General features: G+C 50.8%; 14 protein-coding genes and 1 pseudogene. 12 read left to right on the top strand and 3 right to left on the bottom strand.

The window, feature by feature from the left end:
* On the bottom strand, positions 1–669 hold a 669-nt coding region (gene silR, locus ACOTXR_RS24330; RefSeq protein WP_421767125.1), incomplete at its 3' end, for a copper/silver response regulator transcription factor SilR.
* Positions 670–858: 189 nt separating this feature from the next.
* Here silR and silC point away from each other — a divergent pair.
* From silC to ACOTXR_RS24295, 7 genes are all read left to right on the top strand, one after another.
* Entirely contained in the window at positions 859–2,244 is a 1,386-nt protein-coding gene (gene silC, locus ACOTXR_RS24325) for a Cu(+)/Ag(+) efflux RND transporter outer membrane channel SilC (protein WP_000475506.1), read from the top strand.
* A 27-nt stretch (positions 2,245–2,271) separates the two neighbouring features.
* Positions 2,272–2,625 (top strand): cation efflux system protein CusF, encoded by a 354-nt coding sequence (gene cusF / locus ACOTXR_RS24320; RefSeq protein WP_001246155.1) that lies wholly within the window; start codon positions 2,272–2,274, stop codon positions 2,623–2,625.
* A gap of 113 nt (positions 2,626–2,738) precedes the next feature.
* Positions 2,739–4,031 (top strand): Cu(+)/Ag(+) efflux RND transporter periplasmic adaptor subunit SilB, encoded by a 1,293-nt coding sequence (gene silB / locus ACOTXR_RS24315; protein WP_058690941.1) that lies wholly within the window; start codon positions 2,739–2,741, stop codon positions 4,029–4,031.
* A gap of 10 nt (positions 4,032–4,041) precedes the next feature.
* On the top strand, positions 4,042–7,188 hold the full coding sequence (gene silA, locus ACOTXR_RS24310; RefSeq protein WP_000574029.1) for a Cu(+)/Ag(+) efflux RND transporter permease subunit SilA: 3,147 nt from the start codon (positions 4,042–4,044) through the stop codon (positions 7,186–7,188).
* Between the two features lie 86 nt (positions 7,189–7,274).
* Positions 7,275–7,715, top strand: a complete 441-nt coding sequence (locus ACOTXR_RS24305) for a DUF411 domain-containing protein (protein WP_000758228.1) — start codon at positions 7,275–7,277, stop codon at positions 7,713–7,715.
* 126 nt (positions 7,716–7,841) lie between these two features.
* A complete protein-coding gene (gene silP / locus ACOTXR_RS24300) occupies positions 7,842–10,289 on the top strand; it encodes an Ag(+)-translocating P-type ATPase SilP (protein WP_058690942.1) in 2,448 nt (815 codons plus the stop codon).
* 40 nt (positions 10,290–10,329) lie between these two features.
* Complete coding sequence (locus tag ACOTXR_RS24295) at positions 10,330–10,527, top strand: DUF2933 domain-containing protein (protein WP_000843494.1); 198 nt, start codon at positions 10,330–10,332, stop codon at positions 10,525–10,527.
* A 33-nt stretch (positions 10,528–10,560) separates the two neighbouring features.
* Here the strand turns inward: ACOTXR_RS24295 and ACOTXR_RS24290 are convergent, their stop codons facing one another.
* Both ACOTXR_RS24290 and ACOTXR_RS24285 read right to left on the bottom strand, forming a co-directional pair.
* On the bottom strand, positions 10,561–11,298 hold the full coding sequence (locus tag ACOTXR_RS24290) for a peptidoglycan DD-metalloendopeptidase family protein (RefSeq protein ID WP_000287501.1): 738 nt from the start codon (positions 11,296–11,298) through the stop codon (positions 10,561–10,563).
* A 288-nt stretch (positions 11,299–11,586) separates the two neighbouring features.
* The gene (locus ACOTXR_RS24285; protein WP_001023257.1) at positions 11,587–12,036 is read right to left on the bottom strand and encodes a copper resistance protein; all 450 of its coding nucleotides are present in this window, start codon (positions 12,034–12,036) and stop codon (positions 11,587–11,589) included.
* A gap of 234 nt (positions 12,037–12,270) precedes the next feature.
* Here ACOTXR_RS24285 and pcoA point away from each other — a divergent pair, with 234 nt between their 5' ends.
* The 5 genes and pseudogenes from pcoA to pcoR form a co-directional block, all read left to right on the top strand.
* Positions 12,271–14,088 (top strand): multicopper oxidase PcoA, encoded by a 1,818-nt coding sequence (gene pcoA, locus ACOTXR_RS24280; protein WP_000925240.1) that lies wholly within the window; start codon positions 12,271–12,273, stop codon positions 14,086–14,088.
* Positions 14,089–14,093: 5 nt separating this feature from the next.
* Positions 14,094–14,984, top strand: coding sequence for a copper resistance outer membrane transporter PcoB (gene pcoB, locus ACOTXR_RS24275; protein WP_001378118.1), 891 nt, complete (start codon positions 14,094–14,096; stop codon positions 14,982–14,984).
* 39 nt (positions 14,985–15,023) lie between these two features.
* Positions 15,024–15,404, top strand: coding sequence for a copper resistance system metallochaperone PcoC (gene pcoC / locus ACOTXR_RS24270; protein ID WP_000025662.1), 381 nt, complete (start codon positions 15,024–15,026; stop codon positions 15,402–15,404).
* A gap of 55 nt (positions 15,405–15,459) precedes the next feature.
* Positions 15,460–16,338: a copper resistance inner membrane protein PcoD gene (gene pcoD / locus ACOTXR_RS24265; protein WP_229692861.1), complete on the top strand. Its 879-nt coding sequence runs from the start codon at positions 15,460–15,462 to the stop codon at positions 16,336–16,338.
* Positions 16,339–16,505: 167 nt separating this feature from the next.
* Positions 16,506–16,773: pseudogene (gene pcoR, locus ACOTXR_RS24260) on the top strand (copper response regulator transcription factor PcoR); the annotation flags it as partial.

Below are 16,773 nucleotides of genomic sequence, written 5' to 3'. Positions count from 1 at the left end.
GACCTCCAGCATGTAGCCCACGCCCCGGACTGTCTGGATCAGCTTTGTCTCGTAATCGTTGTCTATTTTAGCGCGGAGTCGCTTTACTGCGACATCGATCGCATTAGTGTCGCTGTCAAAATTCATGTCCCAGACCTGAGAGGCAATCAGGGAGCGGGGAAGAACCTCTCCCTGATGGCGAATGAAGAATTCCAGCAGGCTGAACTCTTTACTGGTGAGCACAATGCGGTTTCCGGCGCGACTGACTTTTCTGGATACGAGATCAATCGAGAGGTCAGCCACCTTAAACTGGCTTTCCGTGATCATCGTGTTTCCCCGCCTCAGAAGGGTTCTCACCCGGGCGAGCAGTTCGGCAAACGCAAAGGGTTTAACCAGATAATCGTCCGCACCCAGTTCCAGTCCTTTGACCCTATGTTCGATCGTGCCGAGGGCTGTCAGCAGTAAGACCGGCATACCCTTTCCGGCAGTGCGCAGCATGCGGATGATATCCCAGCCGTTCACATCAGGTAGCATGATATCCAGAATGACTAAATCATACTCGGCTGTCATGGCGAGATGATATCCGGTAAGACCATTATCAGCGTGATCCACTACGAACCCTGCCTCTGTAAGCCCTTTGCTGAGATATTCACCTGTTTTAATTTCGTCTTCGACGATCAATATTTTCATCTTGCTCCCCGGCTGGCTGCTAATGTCATTCTATTGCGCCCACGATCGTTATCAACGGATTACAGCAAAAATGACAACATTGTCATTATCCTGTCACCCGGCAAACAGAGAGCGTTAGGTAAAGTACCCCTATCAATACTCTGGACTTCATTTGAACCATTTACCAGGTCTGCCTGGACGAGAAGCGTTATGTTCAAATTAAAATTACTCAGCATTAGCACGATATTCATCCTGGCAGGCTGCGTGTCGCTTGCGCCTGAATATCAGCGGCCCGCAGCACCGGTACCCCAGCAGTTTTCACTGTCCCATAACAGCCTGACGCCAGCGGTAAATGGCTATCAGGATACGGGCTGGCGTAACTTTTTTGTCGATCCCCAGGTTACCCGGTTGATCGGTGAAGCTCTGACTAATAACCGTGATTTGAGAATGGCTGCCCTGAAGGTTGAAGAGGCCCGAGCCCAGTTCAACGTCACGGATGCAGATCGTTATCCCCAGCTGAATGCCTCATCCGGGATAACATACAGCGGTGGTCTGAAAGGTGACAAGCCGACCACACAGGAGTACGACGCGAGACTGGAGCTCAGCTATGAGCTCGATTTTTTCGGCAAACTTAAGAACATGAGTGATGCTGATCGCCAGAACTACTTTGCCAGCGAAGAAGCCCGTCGGGCCGTACACATCCTGCTGGTATCCAACGTTTCACAAAGCTATTTCAGCCAGCAACTGGCGTACGAACAACTTCGTATTGCGCGGGAAACGCTGAAAAATTATCAACAGTCCTATGCTTTCGTTGAGCAGCAGCTCGTGACCGGGAGTACGAACGTTCTGGCACTTGAACAGGCGCGAGGACAAATCGAAAGTACCCGCGCCGAAATAGCCAAACGAGAAGGCGATCTGGCTCAGGCAAACAATGCCCTGCAACTGGTGCTGGGAACGTACCGCGCACTTCCGTCAGAAAAAGGGATGAAAGGCGGGGAGATAGCCCCAGTAAAATTGCCACCAAATCTGTCTTCACAAATTTTGCTGCAGCGACCGGATATTATGGAAGCGGAATATCAGCTGAAAGCGGCTGATGCCAATATTGGCGCAGCGCGAGCGGCCTTTTTCCCCTCAATTACCCTGACCAGTGGTCTTTCCGCAAGCAGTACGGAGCTGTCCAGCCTGTTTACGTCAGGAAGTGGAATGTGGAATTTTATCCCTAAAATTGAAATTCCTATATTTAATGCTGGCAGGAATAAAGCCAATCTGAAGCTGGCTGAAATTCGCCAGCAACAGTCGGTGGTTAATTACGAACAAAAAATTCAGTCAGCCTTTAAGGATGTTTCCGACACGCTTGCGCTGCGCGACAGCCTTAGCCAGCAACTTGAGTCACAGCAGCGTTATCTTGATTCACTTCAGATAACTCTCCAGCGTGCCAGAGGATTGTATGCAAGTGGTGCTGTCAGTTACATCGAAGTGCTGGATGCAGAACGTTCCCTCTTCGCTACCCAGCAAACCATTCTCGATCTTACCTATTCCCGGCAGGTTAACGAAATTAATCTGTTTACCGCGCTGGGTGGCGGTTGGGTAGAGTAAATTTATTTAATTAATCAGGAAATTAAAATGCGTAATTCACTTAAAGCCGTTTTATTTGGTGCCTTCTCTGTCATGTTTTCTGCCGGTCTTCATGCTGAAACACATCAGCATGGCGATATGAATACTGCCAGTGATGCTTCGGTACAGCAAGTTATCAAGGGCACCGGTGTCGTTAAAGACATTGATATGAATACTAAGAAAATCACCATTTCGCATGAAGCAATTCCAGCGGTGGGCTGGCCTGCAATGACCATGCGCTTTACTTTTGTTAATGCAGACGATGCTATTAATGCCCTGAAAACAGGCAACCATGTCGATTTCTCGTTTATTCAGCAGGGCAATATCTCCTTACTCAAAAGCATTAACGTGACGCAGTCCTGATTGGCTGTCCGGAGCGATTACATCCTGTGCGCCTGTACATTCACATAGGTATATGTGTGAGTTAACCGTCAGGCGCATATGCCAGGTGTTTTGATTTTTTAGCGGAAAATTGTATGGCTTCTTTAAAGATAAAATATGCTGCAATAATTATCAGCAGCCTCATAGCAGGGGGGCTGATATCGGTTACTGCCTGGCAGTATGTAAACTCAGCACAAAAGACAGAAAAAAAAGAACAAAAGGCACCGGAACGAAAGGTGCTTTTCTGGTATGACCCAATGAAACCGGATACCAAATTTGATAAACCCGGAAAATCGCCCTTTATGGATATGGACCTGGTGCCAAAATATGCTGATGACAGTGGCGATAAAAGCAGTGGCGGGATCCGTATCGACCCAACCCAGGTTCAGAATCTGGGATTAAAAACGCAAAAAGTCACGCGAGGAATGCTGAATTATTCTCAGACAATCCCGGCTAATGTCAGCTATAACGAGTATCAGTTTGTTATTGTGCAGGCGCGTTCTGACGGGTTTGTCGAAAAAGTCTACCCCATGACGATTGGCGATCATGTGAAGAAGGGGACGCCACTTATCGATATTACCATTCCGGACTGGGTGGAAGCACAGAGTGAATTCCTTCTGTTATCCAGCACCGGTGGTACTTCCACGCAAATTAAAGGCGTTCTGGAACGGCTTCGCCTGGCAGGTATGCCGGAAGAGGATATTCAGAGACTGCGTTCTACCCGGAGCATTCAGACCCGTTTTACCATTAAAGCACCTATTGATGGTGTCATTACTGCATTTGACCTGCGCACCGGCATGAATATTTCGAAAGATAAGGTGGTGGCTCAGATTCAGGGAATGGACCCGGTCTGGATCAGCGCTGCAGTGCCAGAATCTATCGCCTATCTGCTGAAAGATACGTCGCAGTTTGAAATTTCGGTACCGGCTTATCCGGATAAAACATTCCATGTCGAAAAATGGAATATTCTTCCCAGCGTGGATCAGACAACCCGTACGCTTCAGGTCCGTCTCCAGGTTTCTAATAAGGATGAGTTTCTCAAGCCGGGCATGAATGCCTATCTGAAACTGAATACCAGAAGCCAGGAGATGCTGCTGATACCAAGCCAGGCCGTTATCGATACCGGCAAAGAACAGCGCGTGATTACTGTTGATGATGAAGGCAAGTTTGTGCCGAAACAGATCCACGTTCTGCATGAGTCACAGCAACAGTCCGGCATCGGCTCCGGCCTGAATGAAGGCGATACCGTGGTGGTCAGTGGCCTGTTCCTCATTGACTCTGAAGCCAATATTACGGGCGCACTGGAACGTATGCGCCACCCTGAAAAAACAGAAAGCAGTATGCCAGCAATGTCTGACCAGCCTGTAAATATGCATTCAGGGCACTGAGGAGACGACGATGATTGAATGGATTATCCGGCGCTCTGTCGCCAACCGTTTCCTGGTCATGATGGGGGCCCTGTTTCTCAGCATCTGGGGCACATGGACGATTATTAACACGCCTGTCGATGCCTTGCCTGACCTGTCAGATGTGCAGGTCATTATCAAAACCAGCTATCCCGGCCAGGCCCCGCAGATTGTAGAAAACCAGGTCACCTATCCACTTACCACCACCATGCTGTCCGTGCCTGGCGCAAAAACCGTGCGTGGTTTTTCACAGTTCGGTGATTCGTATGTGTATGTCATTTTTGAAGACGGCACCGATCTGTACTGGGCCCGTTCCCGCGTGCTGGAGTACCTGAACCAGGTACAGGGAAAACTGCCCGCCGGTGTGAGTTCTGAAATCGGTCCGGACGCCACGGGGGTGGGCTGGATATTTGAATATGCCCTTGTCGATCGCAGCGGAAAACACGACCTTTCAGAACTGCGTTCTCTGCAGGACTGGTTCCTGAAATTTGAGCTGAAAACCATCCCGAACGTGGCTGAGGTCGCTTCGGTTGGCGGCGTGGTGAAACAGTACCAGATTCAGGTCAATCCGGTAAAATTGTCTCAGTATGGTATCAGCCTGCCCGAAGTGAAACAGGCCCTTGAATCGTCTAACCAGGAGGCCGGTGGCTCATCCGTTGAAATGGCCGAAGCTGAGTATATGGTCCGTGCCAGCGGTTATCTTCAGAGCATTGATGATTTTAATAACATCGTCCTGAAAACAGGCGAGAACGGCGTGCCGGTTTATCTGCGGGATGTTGCCCGCGTGCAGACCGGGCCTGAAATGCGGCGTGGTATTGCCGAGCTGAACGGCCAGGGCGAAGTCGCTGGCGGCGTGGTGATCCTGCGGTCGGGTAAAAATGCACGCGACGTTATCACGGCAGTGAGGGATAAACTTGAGACGCTGAAGGCCAGCCTGCCGGAAGGCGTTGAAATCGTGACCACCTACGATCGCAGCCAGCTCATCGACCGGGCGATTGATAACCTCAGTTCCAAACTTCTGGAAGAGTTTATCGTGGTGGCCATCGTCTGTGCCCTGTTCCTGTGGCACGTACGTTCTGCCCTGGTGGCGATTATCTCTCTGCCGCTTGGTCTGTGTATCGCCTTTATCGTCATGCACTTCCAGGGACTGAACGCCAATATCATGTCGCTGGGAGGGATAGCGATTGCCGTCGGTGCGATGGTGGATGCCGCCATTGTGATGATTGAGAATGCGCATAAGCGGCTTGAGGAGTGGGATCATCAGCATCCGGGTGAGCAGATTGACAACGCCACCCGCTGGAAGGTGATTACCGATGCCTCCGTTGAAGTGGGACCCGCACTGTTTATCAGCCTGCTGATCATCACCCTGTCCTTTATTCCTATCTTTACCCTGGAAGGTCAGGAAGGACGTCTGTTTGGCCCGCTGGCATTCACGAAAACGTACTCCATGGCGGGCGCGGCCGCGCTGGCCATCATCGTCATTCCGATTCTGATGGGATTCTGGATCCGGGGGAAAATTCCTGCAGAGACCAGTAACCCCCTGAACCGGGTACTGATCAAAGCGTATCATCCATTGCTGTTGCGGGTTCTCCACTGGCCAAAAACAACCCTGCTGGTTGCGGCCTTGTCCATTTTCACCGTTATCTGGCCGCTGAGCCAGGTGGGCGGTGAGTTTCTGCCGAAGATTAACGAGGGCGACCTGTTGTATATGCCGTCGACCCTGCCGGGTGTCTCTCCGGCTGAAGCTGCAGCGCTCCTGCAGACGACGGACAAGTTAATCAAAAGCGTTCCTGAAGTGGCCTCTGTATTTGGCAAGACCGGTAAAGCAGAGACCGCCACGGATTCCGCACCGCTCGAAATGGTTGAAACCACGATCCAGCTCAAACCTGAGGATCAGTGGCGTCCAGGCATGACGATTGACAAGATTATTGAAGAACTCGACAGGACCGTCCGTTTACCGGGGCTGGCAAACCTCTGGGTGCCGCCAATCCGTAACCGTATTGATATGCTCTCAACCGGGATCAAAAGCCCGATAGGTATCAAGGTGTCCGGAACGGTTCTGTCCGATATCGATGCAACGGCGCAGAGTATCGAAGCGGTCGCCAAAACCGTACCCGGCGTAGTGTCTGCTCTCGCAGAGCGACTGGAAGGCGGGCGCTACATTGATGTGGATATCAACCGGGAAAAAGCCTCCCGCTACGGAATGACGGTGGGCGATGTGCAGCTGTTCATCTCATCAGCCATCGGCGGCGCGACGGTAGGGGAAACGGTTGAAGGCGTGGCCCGGTACCCGATTAATATCCGCTATCCGCAGGATTACCGGAACAGCCCGCAGGCCCTGAAACAGATGCCGATCCTGACCCCGATGAAGCAGCAGATCACGCTGGGCGATGTTGCGGATATTAAGGTCGTTTCCGGGCCGACTATGCTGAAAACGGAAAATGCCCGTCCAGCCAGCTGGATTTACATTGACGCGCGCGGCAGGGATATGGTGTCGGTGGTTAATGACATTAAAACGGCGATCAGTCAGAAAGTGAAACTGAGACCGGGTACCAGCGTGTCATTCTCCGGACAGTTTGAACTGCTTGAGCATGCCAACAAGAAACTGAAGCTGATGGTGCCGATGACGGTGATGATCATCTTCATCCTGTTGTATCTGGCATTCCGCCGGGTTGATGAAGCCCTGCTGATCCTGATGAGCCTGCCGTTCGCCCTGGTTGGCGGGATATGGTTCCTGTACTGGCAGGGCTTCCATATGTCTGTCGCAACCGGAACGGGGTTTATCGCTCTGGCCGGGGTGGCAGCAGAGTTTGGCGTGGTCATGCTGATGTATCTGCGTCATGCCATTGAAGCGCACCCGGAATTGTCCCGTAAAGAGACGTTCACACCGGAAGGCCTTGATGAAGCCCTCTATCATGGTGCCGTACTGCGTGTCCGGCCGAAAGCCATGACCGTGGCGGTGATCATTGCGGGTCTGCTGCCAATACTCTGGGGAACCGGTGCAGGTTCAGAAGTCATGAGCCGTATCGCGGCACCCATGATTGGTGGGATGATCACGGCTCCGCTGCTGTCCCTGTTCATTATTCCTGCCGCCTACAAATTAATCTGGCTGCGCAGACATAAAAAAAGCGTGTCCTGAACCTGAAAGGGCACCCCCTGTGGGTGTCCTTCTTTACTGATTCACCCTGACGTCAGGGTTTAAATCGATAATATACAGAGGTGAGTATGAAAAAAGTGGTTCTGATGGCGCTGGCTCTCGGCCTTTCACTGCCCGCGATGGCGAGTGAAAAAGTGATTGATATGTACAAATCTGAAAACTGTGGCTGTTGTTCCCTGTGGGGCAAAGCGATGGAAAAAGACGGGTTTGAAGTACGAACTCACGTCATGAATGATCAGGCGCTGTCAGCCCTGAAAGAAAAGCATGCTATTCCTGCAGGACTGCGAAGTTGTCATACCGCGGTTGCCGGTAATTTGATCATTGAAGGCCATGTGCCTGCGACAACGATACATAAGGCAATGCAGTCTGGTTCAGGTATATACGGTCTCGCCACCCCCGGTATGCCAGCAGGAAGTCCTGGAATGGAGATGGGAGCCCGAAAAGAGGCTTACGATGTTATCGCATTCTCACCGGATGGAAGTAAAAAAGTCTTCCAGCGAATCGAATAGTCAGCGGAACGGCTGATAACGGGACGCCGGTAGCAGGCACTCCTGTGCCGGCGATATTCGTGGTAATCGCATCCATGACATACCCTGAAGACAGAAGATGCTTCGGTATGCATAAGGAGAGTTACTGTGAAAAATGACAATGCAGTGCAACACAACAACCAGACTGCTTCTGAGCAGACATTATCCCCGGACGAGGGCCACGTATTGCATAAGGTGAGAGATCCCGTGTGCGGGATGGCCATCCTGCCCGACAGGGCGCACAGCAGCATTCGATACCAGGACCATCAACTTTATTTCTGCTCCGCCAGCTGTGAGAGTAAATTTAAAGCCCATCCCGATCGTTATCTTACCGAAGATGCCAGTGAACATTCCCATCACCATCACCACGATCATCACGAAGTCAGCCCTGATCAGATAAAACAGCCTCACCACCAGGCGGAAAAAGAGAATTCTGAAGGTGTGTGGACATGTCCGATGCACCCGGAGATACGCCGCAGTGGTCCCGGAAGCTGTCCTGTCTGTGGAATGGCACTGGAGCCGCTCGTAGCTACGGCATCCACGGGGCCGAGTGATGAACTTCACGACATGACAAGACGCTTCTGGCTGGGGTTGTTGCTGGCGTTTCCGGTTCTGGTACTCGAAATGGGATCTCATCTGTTTCCCGAGTTGAGGAATACAGTACCGCCACAGTACAACACATGGCTGCAGCTGCTTCTGGCCTCCCCTGTCGTGTTGTGGTGTGGCTGGCCATTCTTCGCCCGGGCCGGAATGTCGTTACGTAACCGCTCCCTGAATATGTTTACCCTTGTTGCAATGGGGACCGGCGTAGCCTGGGTTTACAGCGTCATTGCAACCGTCTTCCCCTCCTGGTTTCCTGCATCGTTCAGAAACATGGATGGCCTGGTGGCCGTTTATTTTGAAGCCGCAGCAGTTATTACGGTGCTTGTTCTGCTGGGACAGGTTCTTGAGCTGCGGGCACGGGAACAAACCTCAGGCGCCATTACTGCGCTTCTGAACCTTGCCCCCAAAACCGCCAGACGGCTGGATCATGACGGTCATGAAACGGATATTAATACGGAAGATGTCCTGCCTGGCGATAAGCTCCGCATCAGACCTGGAGAGAGTATTCCGGTCGACGGTATCGTGATCGAAGGCAAAACAACCGTTGATGAATCGATGGTGACCGGGGAATCTATGCCGGTTACCAAAACGGAGGGTGACCCTGTCATCGGGGGGACCATTAATCAGACAGGGAGTCTCATCATCCGTGCAGAGAAAGTCGGTGATGAAACAATGCTCTCACGAATTGTTCAGATGGTCGCTGATGCACAGCGTTCGCGTGCCCCCATCCAGAGAATGGCTGACAGCGTTTCAGGCTGGTTTGTTCCTCTGGTGATACTTATCGCGGTTGTTGCTTTCGTGATCTGGTCTGTCTGGGGGCCCGAGCCCAGGATGGCGCACGGTCTCATTGCGGCTGTGTCGGTCCTGATTATTGCCTGTCCCTGCGCGCTGGGGCTGGCCACGCCGATGTCGATAATGGTGGGGGTGGGCAAAGGAGCCCAGGCCGGGGTGTTAATCAGGAATGCCGAAGCCCTTGAGCGTCTTGAAAAAGTGGACACGCTGGTTGTCGACAAAACAGGCACGCTCACGGAAGGTTCGCCTACGGTGACAGGGATTATCAGTCTCAATCCGGGTGGGGAAACATCTCTTTTGCGTGTAACAGCCGCAGTGGAAAAAGGCTCGCAGCATCCGCTGGGTATGGCAGTAGTTAAAGCAGCACAGGAAAAGGGGATCGCAATACCCGCAGTCACTCATTTCGATGCACCGTCGGGTAAAGGTGTCTCAGGCGATGTCGAAGGTCAACGGGTTGTTATTGGTAATGAACTGGCTATGCAGGAAAACAGTATAGTTATTGATAATCAAAAGGCCGTTGCGGATACGTTGCGGATGGAAGGCGCTACCGTTATCTATGTGGCCACAGACGGGGACCTTGCAGGCCTGATAGCTATCTCGGATCCCGTGAAAACAACCACGCCGGATGCGCTTAAAGCTTTGCGTCAGGCGGGGATCCGCATCGTTATGCTCACCGGGGATAACCAGCTTACTGCTGAAGCAGTCGCACGGAAACTGGGAATAGATGAGGTTGAAGCCGGAATTCTGCCGGATGGCAAAAAAGCAGTGATAACCCGACTGAAAGAGTCTGGCCATGTGGTTGCGATGGCCGGAGACGGTGTGAATGATGCCCCGGCGCTGGCAGCGGCTGACGTGGGTATAGCCATGGGAACGGGTACAGATGTGGCAATTGAAAGTGCCGGAGTCACCCTTCTCAAAGGCGACTTGATGATACTGAACAGGGCCCGTCATCTGTCAGAGATCACCATGAAAAATATCCGTCAGAATCTGTTTTTTGCATTTATCTACAACGCACTTGGCGTGCCTGTGGCTGCAGGTCTGCTTTATCCTGTGTATGGAATACTGCTGTCGCCAGTTATTGCGGCGGCGGCCATGGCTCTTTCCTCCGTCAGCGTCATTGTGAATGCGTTGCGTCTGAAAAGTGTCAGGCTCGGGAAATAACACTGAGTGAAGGGTCAGTTACGAACAGAAGGAGTCCAGTATGAAAAGTACCACCTATGCGCTTATTGCTGTCGCCGCGATCGCGGCATTTGCCCTCCTGCGCGAACACTGGTCACATGTGGCAGGTTACTGGCCATATCTGTTATTGCTGGTCTGCCCGCTAATGCATCTTTTCCACGGCCACGGAGGGCATGGAGATCATCAACATCACGGAAGTGAAAACGATAAAAAAAATTAATCCGGCAGACGGGGCCGCGTCGCGGTCCCGTTATCAGTCCAGGTATCGTTCGTAGTCTCTGGCATGCGCAAAGGCATGCTGTTCGAGTTTGTTATCAGCGGGTGCCGCTGCCCGGAACGCCAGAGAGTTAACAGGGTTGTTATTGATGACCAGCTCGTAATGCAGATGAGGACCGGATGAACGTCCGCTGTTACCGGATAACGCAATAGCACCTCCCCGTGTAACCCTGGCCCCTTTAGTAACGAGTATTTTATTGAGGTGGAGATAGCGAGTTTTAACACCGGCTTTTCCCGTTACTTCAACAAAATATCCCATGGTACTGTTGTATTCGGCCCGGGTGATTTTTCCGTCGATGACGCTGACTATTTTCGTGTTCATGGGCATGGAATAATCAATGCCATTATGGGGACTCACTTTTCCCGATACCGGGTTAAGTCTTGCAGGATTGAAAGGCGAACTGAGTCTTGCTGTGGCCGGTAACGGATAATCGAGACTGCCTTTCCCGGAAGTATCGGAAAGGTTATAGAACTTTTTATCTGATATACGATACGCCGTGTAATTAAATGAACCGGACGTAAATTTATAGGCCACGACACGTGATTTTCCCGCTTTCTTTTGCAGTACGAGTTTTAATGATTCATTTTTTTTCAAATGCCGCAGATTAAACCGGGAAGGCAAGGAGCGCTGAAGAGTAGCGATCTCGTTCGATTCCAGCCCCGAGCGGGTGGCTGAAAGGTAGGCATTTTCTTTTACGACATCGGTAGAATACATTTACTGGAATTCGCCGTTAGCATGAACACTGCGGCGTATGCTAGGGGTTTTCAGGAGGCGTGTCATCTGTCAGTTAATCGGGAGCACCGTTGATGGTCGTCATTTTTGTAACATATCTTGTTTCCCGTTTGCTCCTGAAGCTCTGGGAACTGTATGACCAGCCCGACGGTGATGATTAACGGGACTGAAACAGGTTACGGCAGAGCAATATGGGGCTCATGTCCTGCTACGTAACCCGTCAGTAAAGCCCTGCTGCGCACCTGACGCTAAGCACTAACCCGCCTGCAGTTACCTGGTCGAATACAGCCCGCGAAGCTTTCTTGCCTGCGTCTGATGTGCTTCCGCACCGGCATTATTGACCTGCTCATGCACGAGAGCGGCTTTTTCTCCGGCATTCAGTTCGTTAAAAGAAGAAGACGAGGTCTTTGAATTTGCATCACTGCCGGACAGCATTTTTTTATGTTCCTCAATCATTTTCTGATGCGCATAGGACGCGCTGTTGTTCATAAATGAATGAGCAACAATGGCCCTTTCATGTTCATTCATTTCAGAGAATGAGGGCGTGTTGTTTTTATTAACCCTGTCCGGTAAGTTTTCATGCGTCGAGGAATTCACATGACTGACGGCTGAGGCATTATTAACAAATCGATGTGCTTCATGGGCAATATCACTGGACTGAGCAAAAGCTGCCCCACAAAATAAAGCTGTAAACGCAGTGGTCGTGATTAATATATTCATGTGTAATTACCTTCTGAGGTACATAAAAGATATCCTTATGATCATATATAAAAATAATCAACCTGTGGGGAAGATGACGTAAATGTAATACAGCTATGTACATTACACGATTGTAATGAATTTGTTTCTTAAGGTGTGCTAGATTCATTTCATTGTAAGTGGATGAACCAGTAATTTAATTTAAATCGGTTCTCGAATTCTGTCAGTAACCATACTTTAAATAAGGGAATGCGCATGCTGTTGAAAACGTCTCGACGAACTTTCCTGAAGGGGTTAACCCTCTCTGGCGTAGCCGGAAGTCTTGGCGTATGGAGTTTCAATGCGCGTTCCAGTCTGAGCCTGCCAGTTGCCGCATCCCTGCAGGGTACTCAGTTTGACCTGACCATTGGTGAAACGGCCGTCAATATCACGGGCAGTGAGCGTCAGGCCAAAACAATCAATGGAGGCCTGCCGGGGCCCGTTCTTCGCTGGAAAGAAGGTGACACCATTACCCTGAAGGTCAAAAACCGTCTTAATGAACAGACGTCCATTCACTGGCACGGCATTATTCTTCCGGCCAATATGGATGGTGTTCCGGGGCTGAGTTTTATGGGCATAGAGCCTGATGATACCTACGTTTACACCTTTAAGGTTAAGCAGAACGGGACTTACTGGTACCACAGCCATTCCGGTCTGCAGGAACAGGAGGGGGTATACGGTGCCATTATCATCGATGCCGGGGAGCCAGAACCGTTTACTTACGATCGTGAGCATGTGGTCATGTTGTCTGACTGGACCGATGAAAATCCTCACAGCCTGCTGAAAAAATTAAAAAAACAGTCGGATTACTACAATTTCAATAAACCAACCGTTGGCTCTTTTTTCCGCGACGTGAATACCAGGGGGCTGTCAGCCACCATTGCCGATCGGAAAATGTGGGCTGAAATGAAAATGAATCCGACTGACCTCGCGGATGTCAGTGGCTACACCTACACCTATCTCATGAACGGGCAGGCCCCGCTGAAAAACTGGACCGGACTGTTCCGTCCCGGTGAAAAGATACGCTTACGGTTTATCAACGGCTCGGCAATGACCTATTTCGATATCCGTATCCCCGGGCTGAAAATGACGGTCGTGGCTGCAGATGGCCAGTATGTAAACCCGGTTACCGTTGACGAATTCAGGATTGCCGTTGCCGAAACCTATGATGTCATTGTGGAGCCTCAGGGTGAGGCCTATACCATCTTCGCACAATCCATGGACAGGACCGGTTACGCTCGAGGGACACTGGCCACGAGAGAGGGGTTAAGTGCTGCCGTTCCCCCCCTCGATCCCCGTCCTCTGTTGACCATGGAAGATATGGGTATGGGGGGAATGGGACATGATATGGCAGGAATGGACCACAGCCAGATGGGAGGCATGGATAACAGCGGAGAGATGATGTCTATGGACGGTGCTGACCTTCCGGATAGCGGGACATCCTCCGCGCCCATGGATCACAGCAGCATGGCCGGTATGGATCATTCCCGGATGGCCGGAATGCCGGGTATGCAAAGTCATCCTGCGTCAGAAACGGATAACCCACTGGTTGATATGCAGGCGATGAGCGTCTCTCCGAAATTAAATGATCCGGGTATTGGTCTTCGAAATAACGGAAGAAAGGTTCTCACGTACGCGGATTTGAAAAGCCGCTTTGAGGATCCTGACGGACGTGAACCTGGCCGTACCATAGAACTGCATTTAACCGGCCACATGGAAAAGTTTGCCTGGTCATTTAACGGAATCAAGTTTTCAGATGCCGCACCGGTGCTGCTGAAATACGGTGAGCGGCTCAGGATCACGCTGATCAACGATACCATGATGACTCACCCCATTCACCTGCATGGTATGTGGAGCGATCTGGAAGATGAAAACGGTAATTTCATGGTTCGTAAACACACAATAGATGTTCCCCCTGGTACAAAACGCAGTTACAGAGTGACAGCAGATGCGCTTGGCCGCTGGGCGTATCACTGCCATTTGCTCTATCACATGGAAATGGGAATGTTTCGTGAAGTCCGGGTGGAGGAATGATGCGAATGAAGAGAAATTTGAAGGCCATACCTGTTCTGGTCGCCGGTTTGTTTACCTCACAGCTTTCTATTGCGGCGGGCTCCGTCTCTGCAGATCCCCACGCCGGGCACGACATGTCTGCCATGCAGATGCCAGCAGATGAGAATTTCACTGAGATGACGTCAATGGAGCCCATTGTAACTGAGAGCAGAACGCCAATTCCGCCTGTTACCGATGCCGACCGGAAGGCTGCATTCGGCAATTTACAGGGGCATGCGATTCACGACAGTGCGATTAATTATCTGGTTCTGCTGGATCAACTGGAATGGCAACGGTCGGATAACACCAACAATTTCAGCTGGAGTGTTAACAGCTGGATTGGAGGCGACACAGATCGGATTTGGCTAAAGAGTGAAGGTGAACGAAGCAATGGGGAAACGGAGGCGGCTGAAGCGCAGTTACTCTGGGGACATGCGGTTGGCCCATGGTGGGATTTGGTTGCGGGTGTCAGGCAGGATTTCAGACCTGCTTCTGCCCGGACCTGGGCTGCTGTCGGTTTTCAGGGGCTGGCACTCTATAATTTTGAGTCTGAAATTACGGGTTTTGTCAGTAATGGCGGAAAAGCAGCCCTTCGTCTGGGAGGAGAATACGACGTTTTACTGACTAACCGGCTCATACTCCAGCCATCCTATGAGGTGAATTTCTACAGTCAGGATGATGAATCGCGGGGTCGCGGCAGGGGACTGACTGACACAGAGCTGGGGCTCCGGCTGCGCTATGAAATACGCCGTGAGTTTGCACCCTATATAGGCGTTTCCTGGAATCAACTTTACGGGAAAACATCCGATATGGCGAAAAGAGAAGGTGAGAAAGACCATCAGGTAGTATTCCTGGCGGGAGCCAGAATCTGGTTTTAACGCACTGATATAAAACACTCAACTAAACAGGTAAATAAAATGTCGATTTTAAATAAAGCCATTCTTACAGGTGGCCTCGTTATGGGCGTTGCTTTCTCTGCTATGGCCCATCCGGAATTAAAAAGCTCTGTGCCACAGGCTGATTCAGCCGTAGCGGCCCCGGAAAAGATTCAGCTTAATTTCTCGGAAAATCTGACCGTGAAATTCTCAGGTGCAAAATTAACGATGACGGGTATGAAAGGCATGTCATCACATTCTCCGATGCCGGTCGCGGCAAAAGTGGCGCCAGGCGCTGACCCTAAATCGATGGTCATTATTCCGCGAGAGCCTTTACCCGCTGGCACTTATCGTGTTGACTGGCGCGCGGTTTCTTCAGATACGCACCCTATTACCGGTAATTACACCTTTACAGTGAAGTAATATTATGAACGACCTGATTATGATTGTTATTCGTTTTCTTCTTTATCTGGATTTGATGGTAATATTTGGATTGCCATTTTTTCAGATATATGGAATAAGCGGTGTCAGACATGAAACCTATAACCTGACTAATTTCAGGTCGTTTATAACCTTTGCTGTTGTTACAGGCATCATTCTTACTGGCATTAATATGCTCCTGGTATCTAATGCCATGAGTGGAGTAACTGACCTCAGAGAATTATCCATCCATGTTATCGAGATGGTGATAGAAGAAACTGATGTGGGTATTAGCTGGATTGTCAGGCTCTGTGCCCTGTTTACCACACTCGGTGCTTTGTTCCTTTACACTAATAAGAGAGTATTGTCCTGCCTGCTGATGACGATGAGTGGGGGCGTGGCGCTGGCTACACTTGCCTGGGGAGGACACGCCGTTATGCATGACGGTCTGCATTACTATCTCCATTTACTGAGCGATCTGACCCATCTCGGCGCTGCAGGTGCCTGGACAGGTGCTCTGGTTGCATTTGCTATCCTGCTGATGCGCAGAAACGAGCATAATGCACAGAGCGTCATTGTGATATCTGACTCCCTGGCAAAATTTGCCACGGCAGGAACGGTGATTGTTGTAGCCCTGATCCTGAGTGCGCTGGTCAACTATCTGTATATTGCTGAGGGTAACTTAACTCCCTTATTCAACAGTTCCTGGGGGAGGATATTGCTTGCCAAGACGGCTCTGTTTGTTCTGATGCTTCTTCTGGCTGCAGCAAACCGGTTTCACCTGGGTCCCCGGCTTGAAGTTATGGTCAGGGAAGGGAATTATGATCGCAGCGTTGCCCTGATGCGAAACAGCATCCTGACAGAATTCGTTGTTGCGATTATCATTCTGGGCGCCGTAGCGTGGCTCGGAATGCTTGCTCCGTCTCAGGTCAGCTAGGGAAGGTGCGAATAAGTCACCAAACGCAAAAAAACGCCTATGTAAGTGATTGAATTTAATTGACTAAAAGTTTCATTTTCGTTGCGGAGGGTACTTATTCGCACCCTCCCTAGGGGACAGCCAAAGCTCATGCGTGAGATTTTTACTTTCATATCAGCGAGTTGACCATGCAGCGTATTTTAATCGTTGAAGACGAACAAAAAACAGGTCGTTACCTGCAGCAGGGACTGGTTGAGGAAGGCTATCAGGCCGATCTCTTTAATAATGGCCGCGATGGTCTCGGGGCCGCGTCGAAGGGACAGTATGATTTGATAATACTGGACGTGATGCTGCCTTTCCTCGACGGGTGGCAAATCATCAGCGCACTGAGGGAGTCCGGGCACGAAGAACCGGTCCTGTTTTTAACCGCAAAGGACAACGTGCGGGACAAAGTGA

The sequence above is a fragment of the Enterobacter cloacae complex sp. IR53030 genome, from assembly GCF_049238365.1.
Classification (GTDB): Bacteria; Pseudomonadota; Gammaproteobacteria; order Enterobacterales; family Enterobacteriaceae; genus Enterobacter; species Enterobacter kobei.
Note: the sequence above shows the minus strand (reverse complement) of the source record. Positions and strands in the feature narration are given on the sequence as shown.

Coding starts and splice junctions, on each gene's coding strand:
- pcoD (WP_229692861.1), top strand. CDS start 15,460: ATGGTAATATTTGGATTGCCATTTTTTCAGATATATGGAATAAGCGGT.
- ACOTXR_RS24290 (WP_000287501.1), bottom strand. CDS start 11,298: ATGTATTCTACCGATGTCGTAAAAGAAAATGCCTACCTTTCAGCCACC.
- ACOTXR_RS24295 (WP_000843494.1), top strand. CDS start 10,330: ATGAAAAGTACCACCTATGCGCTTATTGCTGTCGCCGCGATCGCGGCA.
- ACOTXR_RS24285 (WP_001023257.1), bottom strand. CDS start 12,036: ATGAATATATTAATCACGACCACTGCGTTTACAGCTTTATTTTGTGGG.
- pcoC (WP_000025662.1), top strand. CDS start 15,024: ATGTCGATTTTAAATAAAGCCATTCTTACAGGTGGCCTCGTTATGGGC.
- pcoB (WP_001378118.1), top strand. CDS start 14,094: ATGAAGAGAAATTTGAAGGCCATACCTGTTCTGGTCGCCGGTTTGTTT.
- silA (WP_000574029.1), top strand. CDS start 4,042: ATGATTGAATGGATTATCCGGCGCTCTGTCGCCAACCGTTTCCTGGTC.
- silC (WP_000475506.1), top strand. CDS start 859: ATGTTCAAATTAAAATTACTCAGCATTAGCACGATATTCATCCTGGCA.
- silB (WP_058690941.1), top strand. CDS start 2,739: ATGGCTTCTTTAAAGATAAAATATGCTGCAATAATTATCAGCAGCCTC.
- ACOTXR_RS24305 (WP_000758228.1), top strand. CDS start 7,275: ATGAAAAAAGTGGTTCTGATGGCGCTGGCTCTCGGCCTTTCACTGCCC.
- pcoA (WP_000925240.1), top strand. CDS start 12,271: ATGCTGTTGAAAACGTCTCGACGAACTTTCCTGAAGGGGTTAACCCTC.
- cusF (WP_001246155.1), top strand. CDS start 2,272: ATGCGTAATTCACTTAAAGCCGTTTTATTTGGTGCCTTCTCTGTCATG.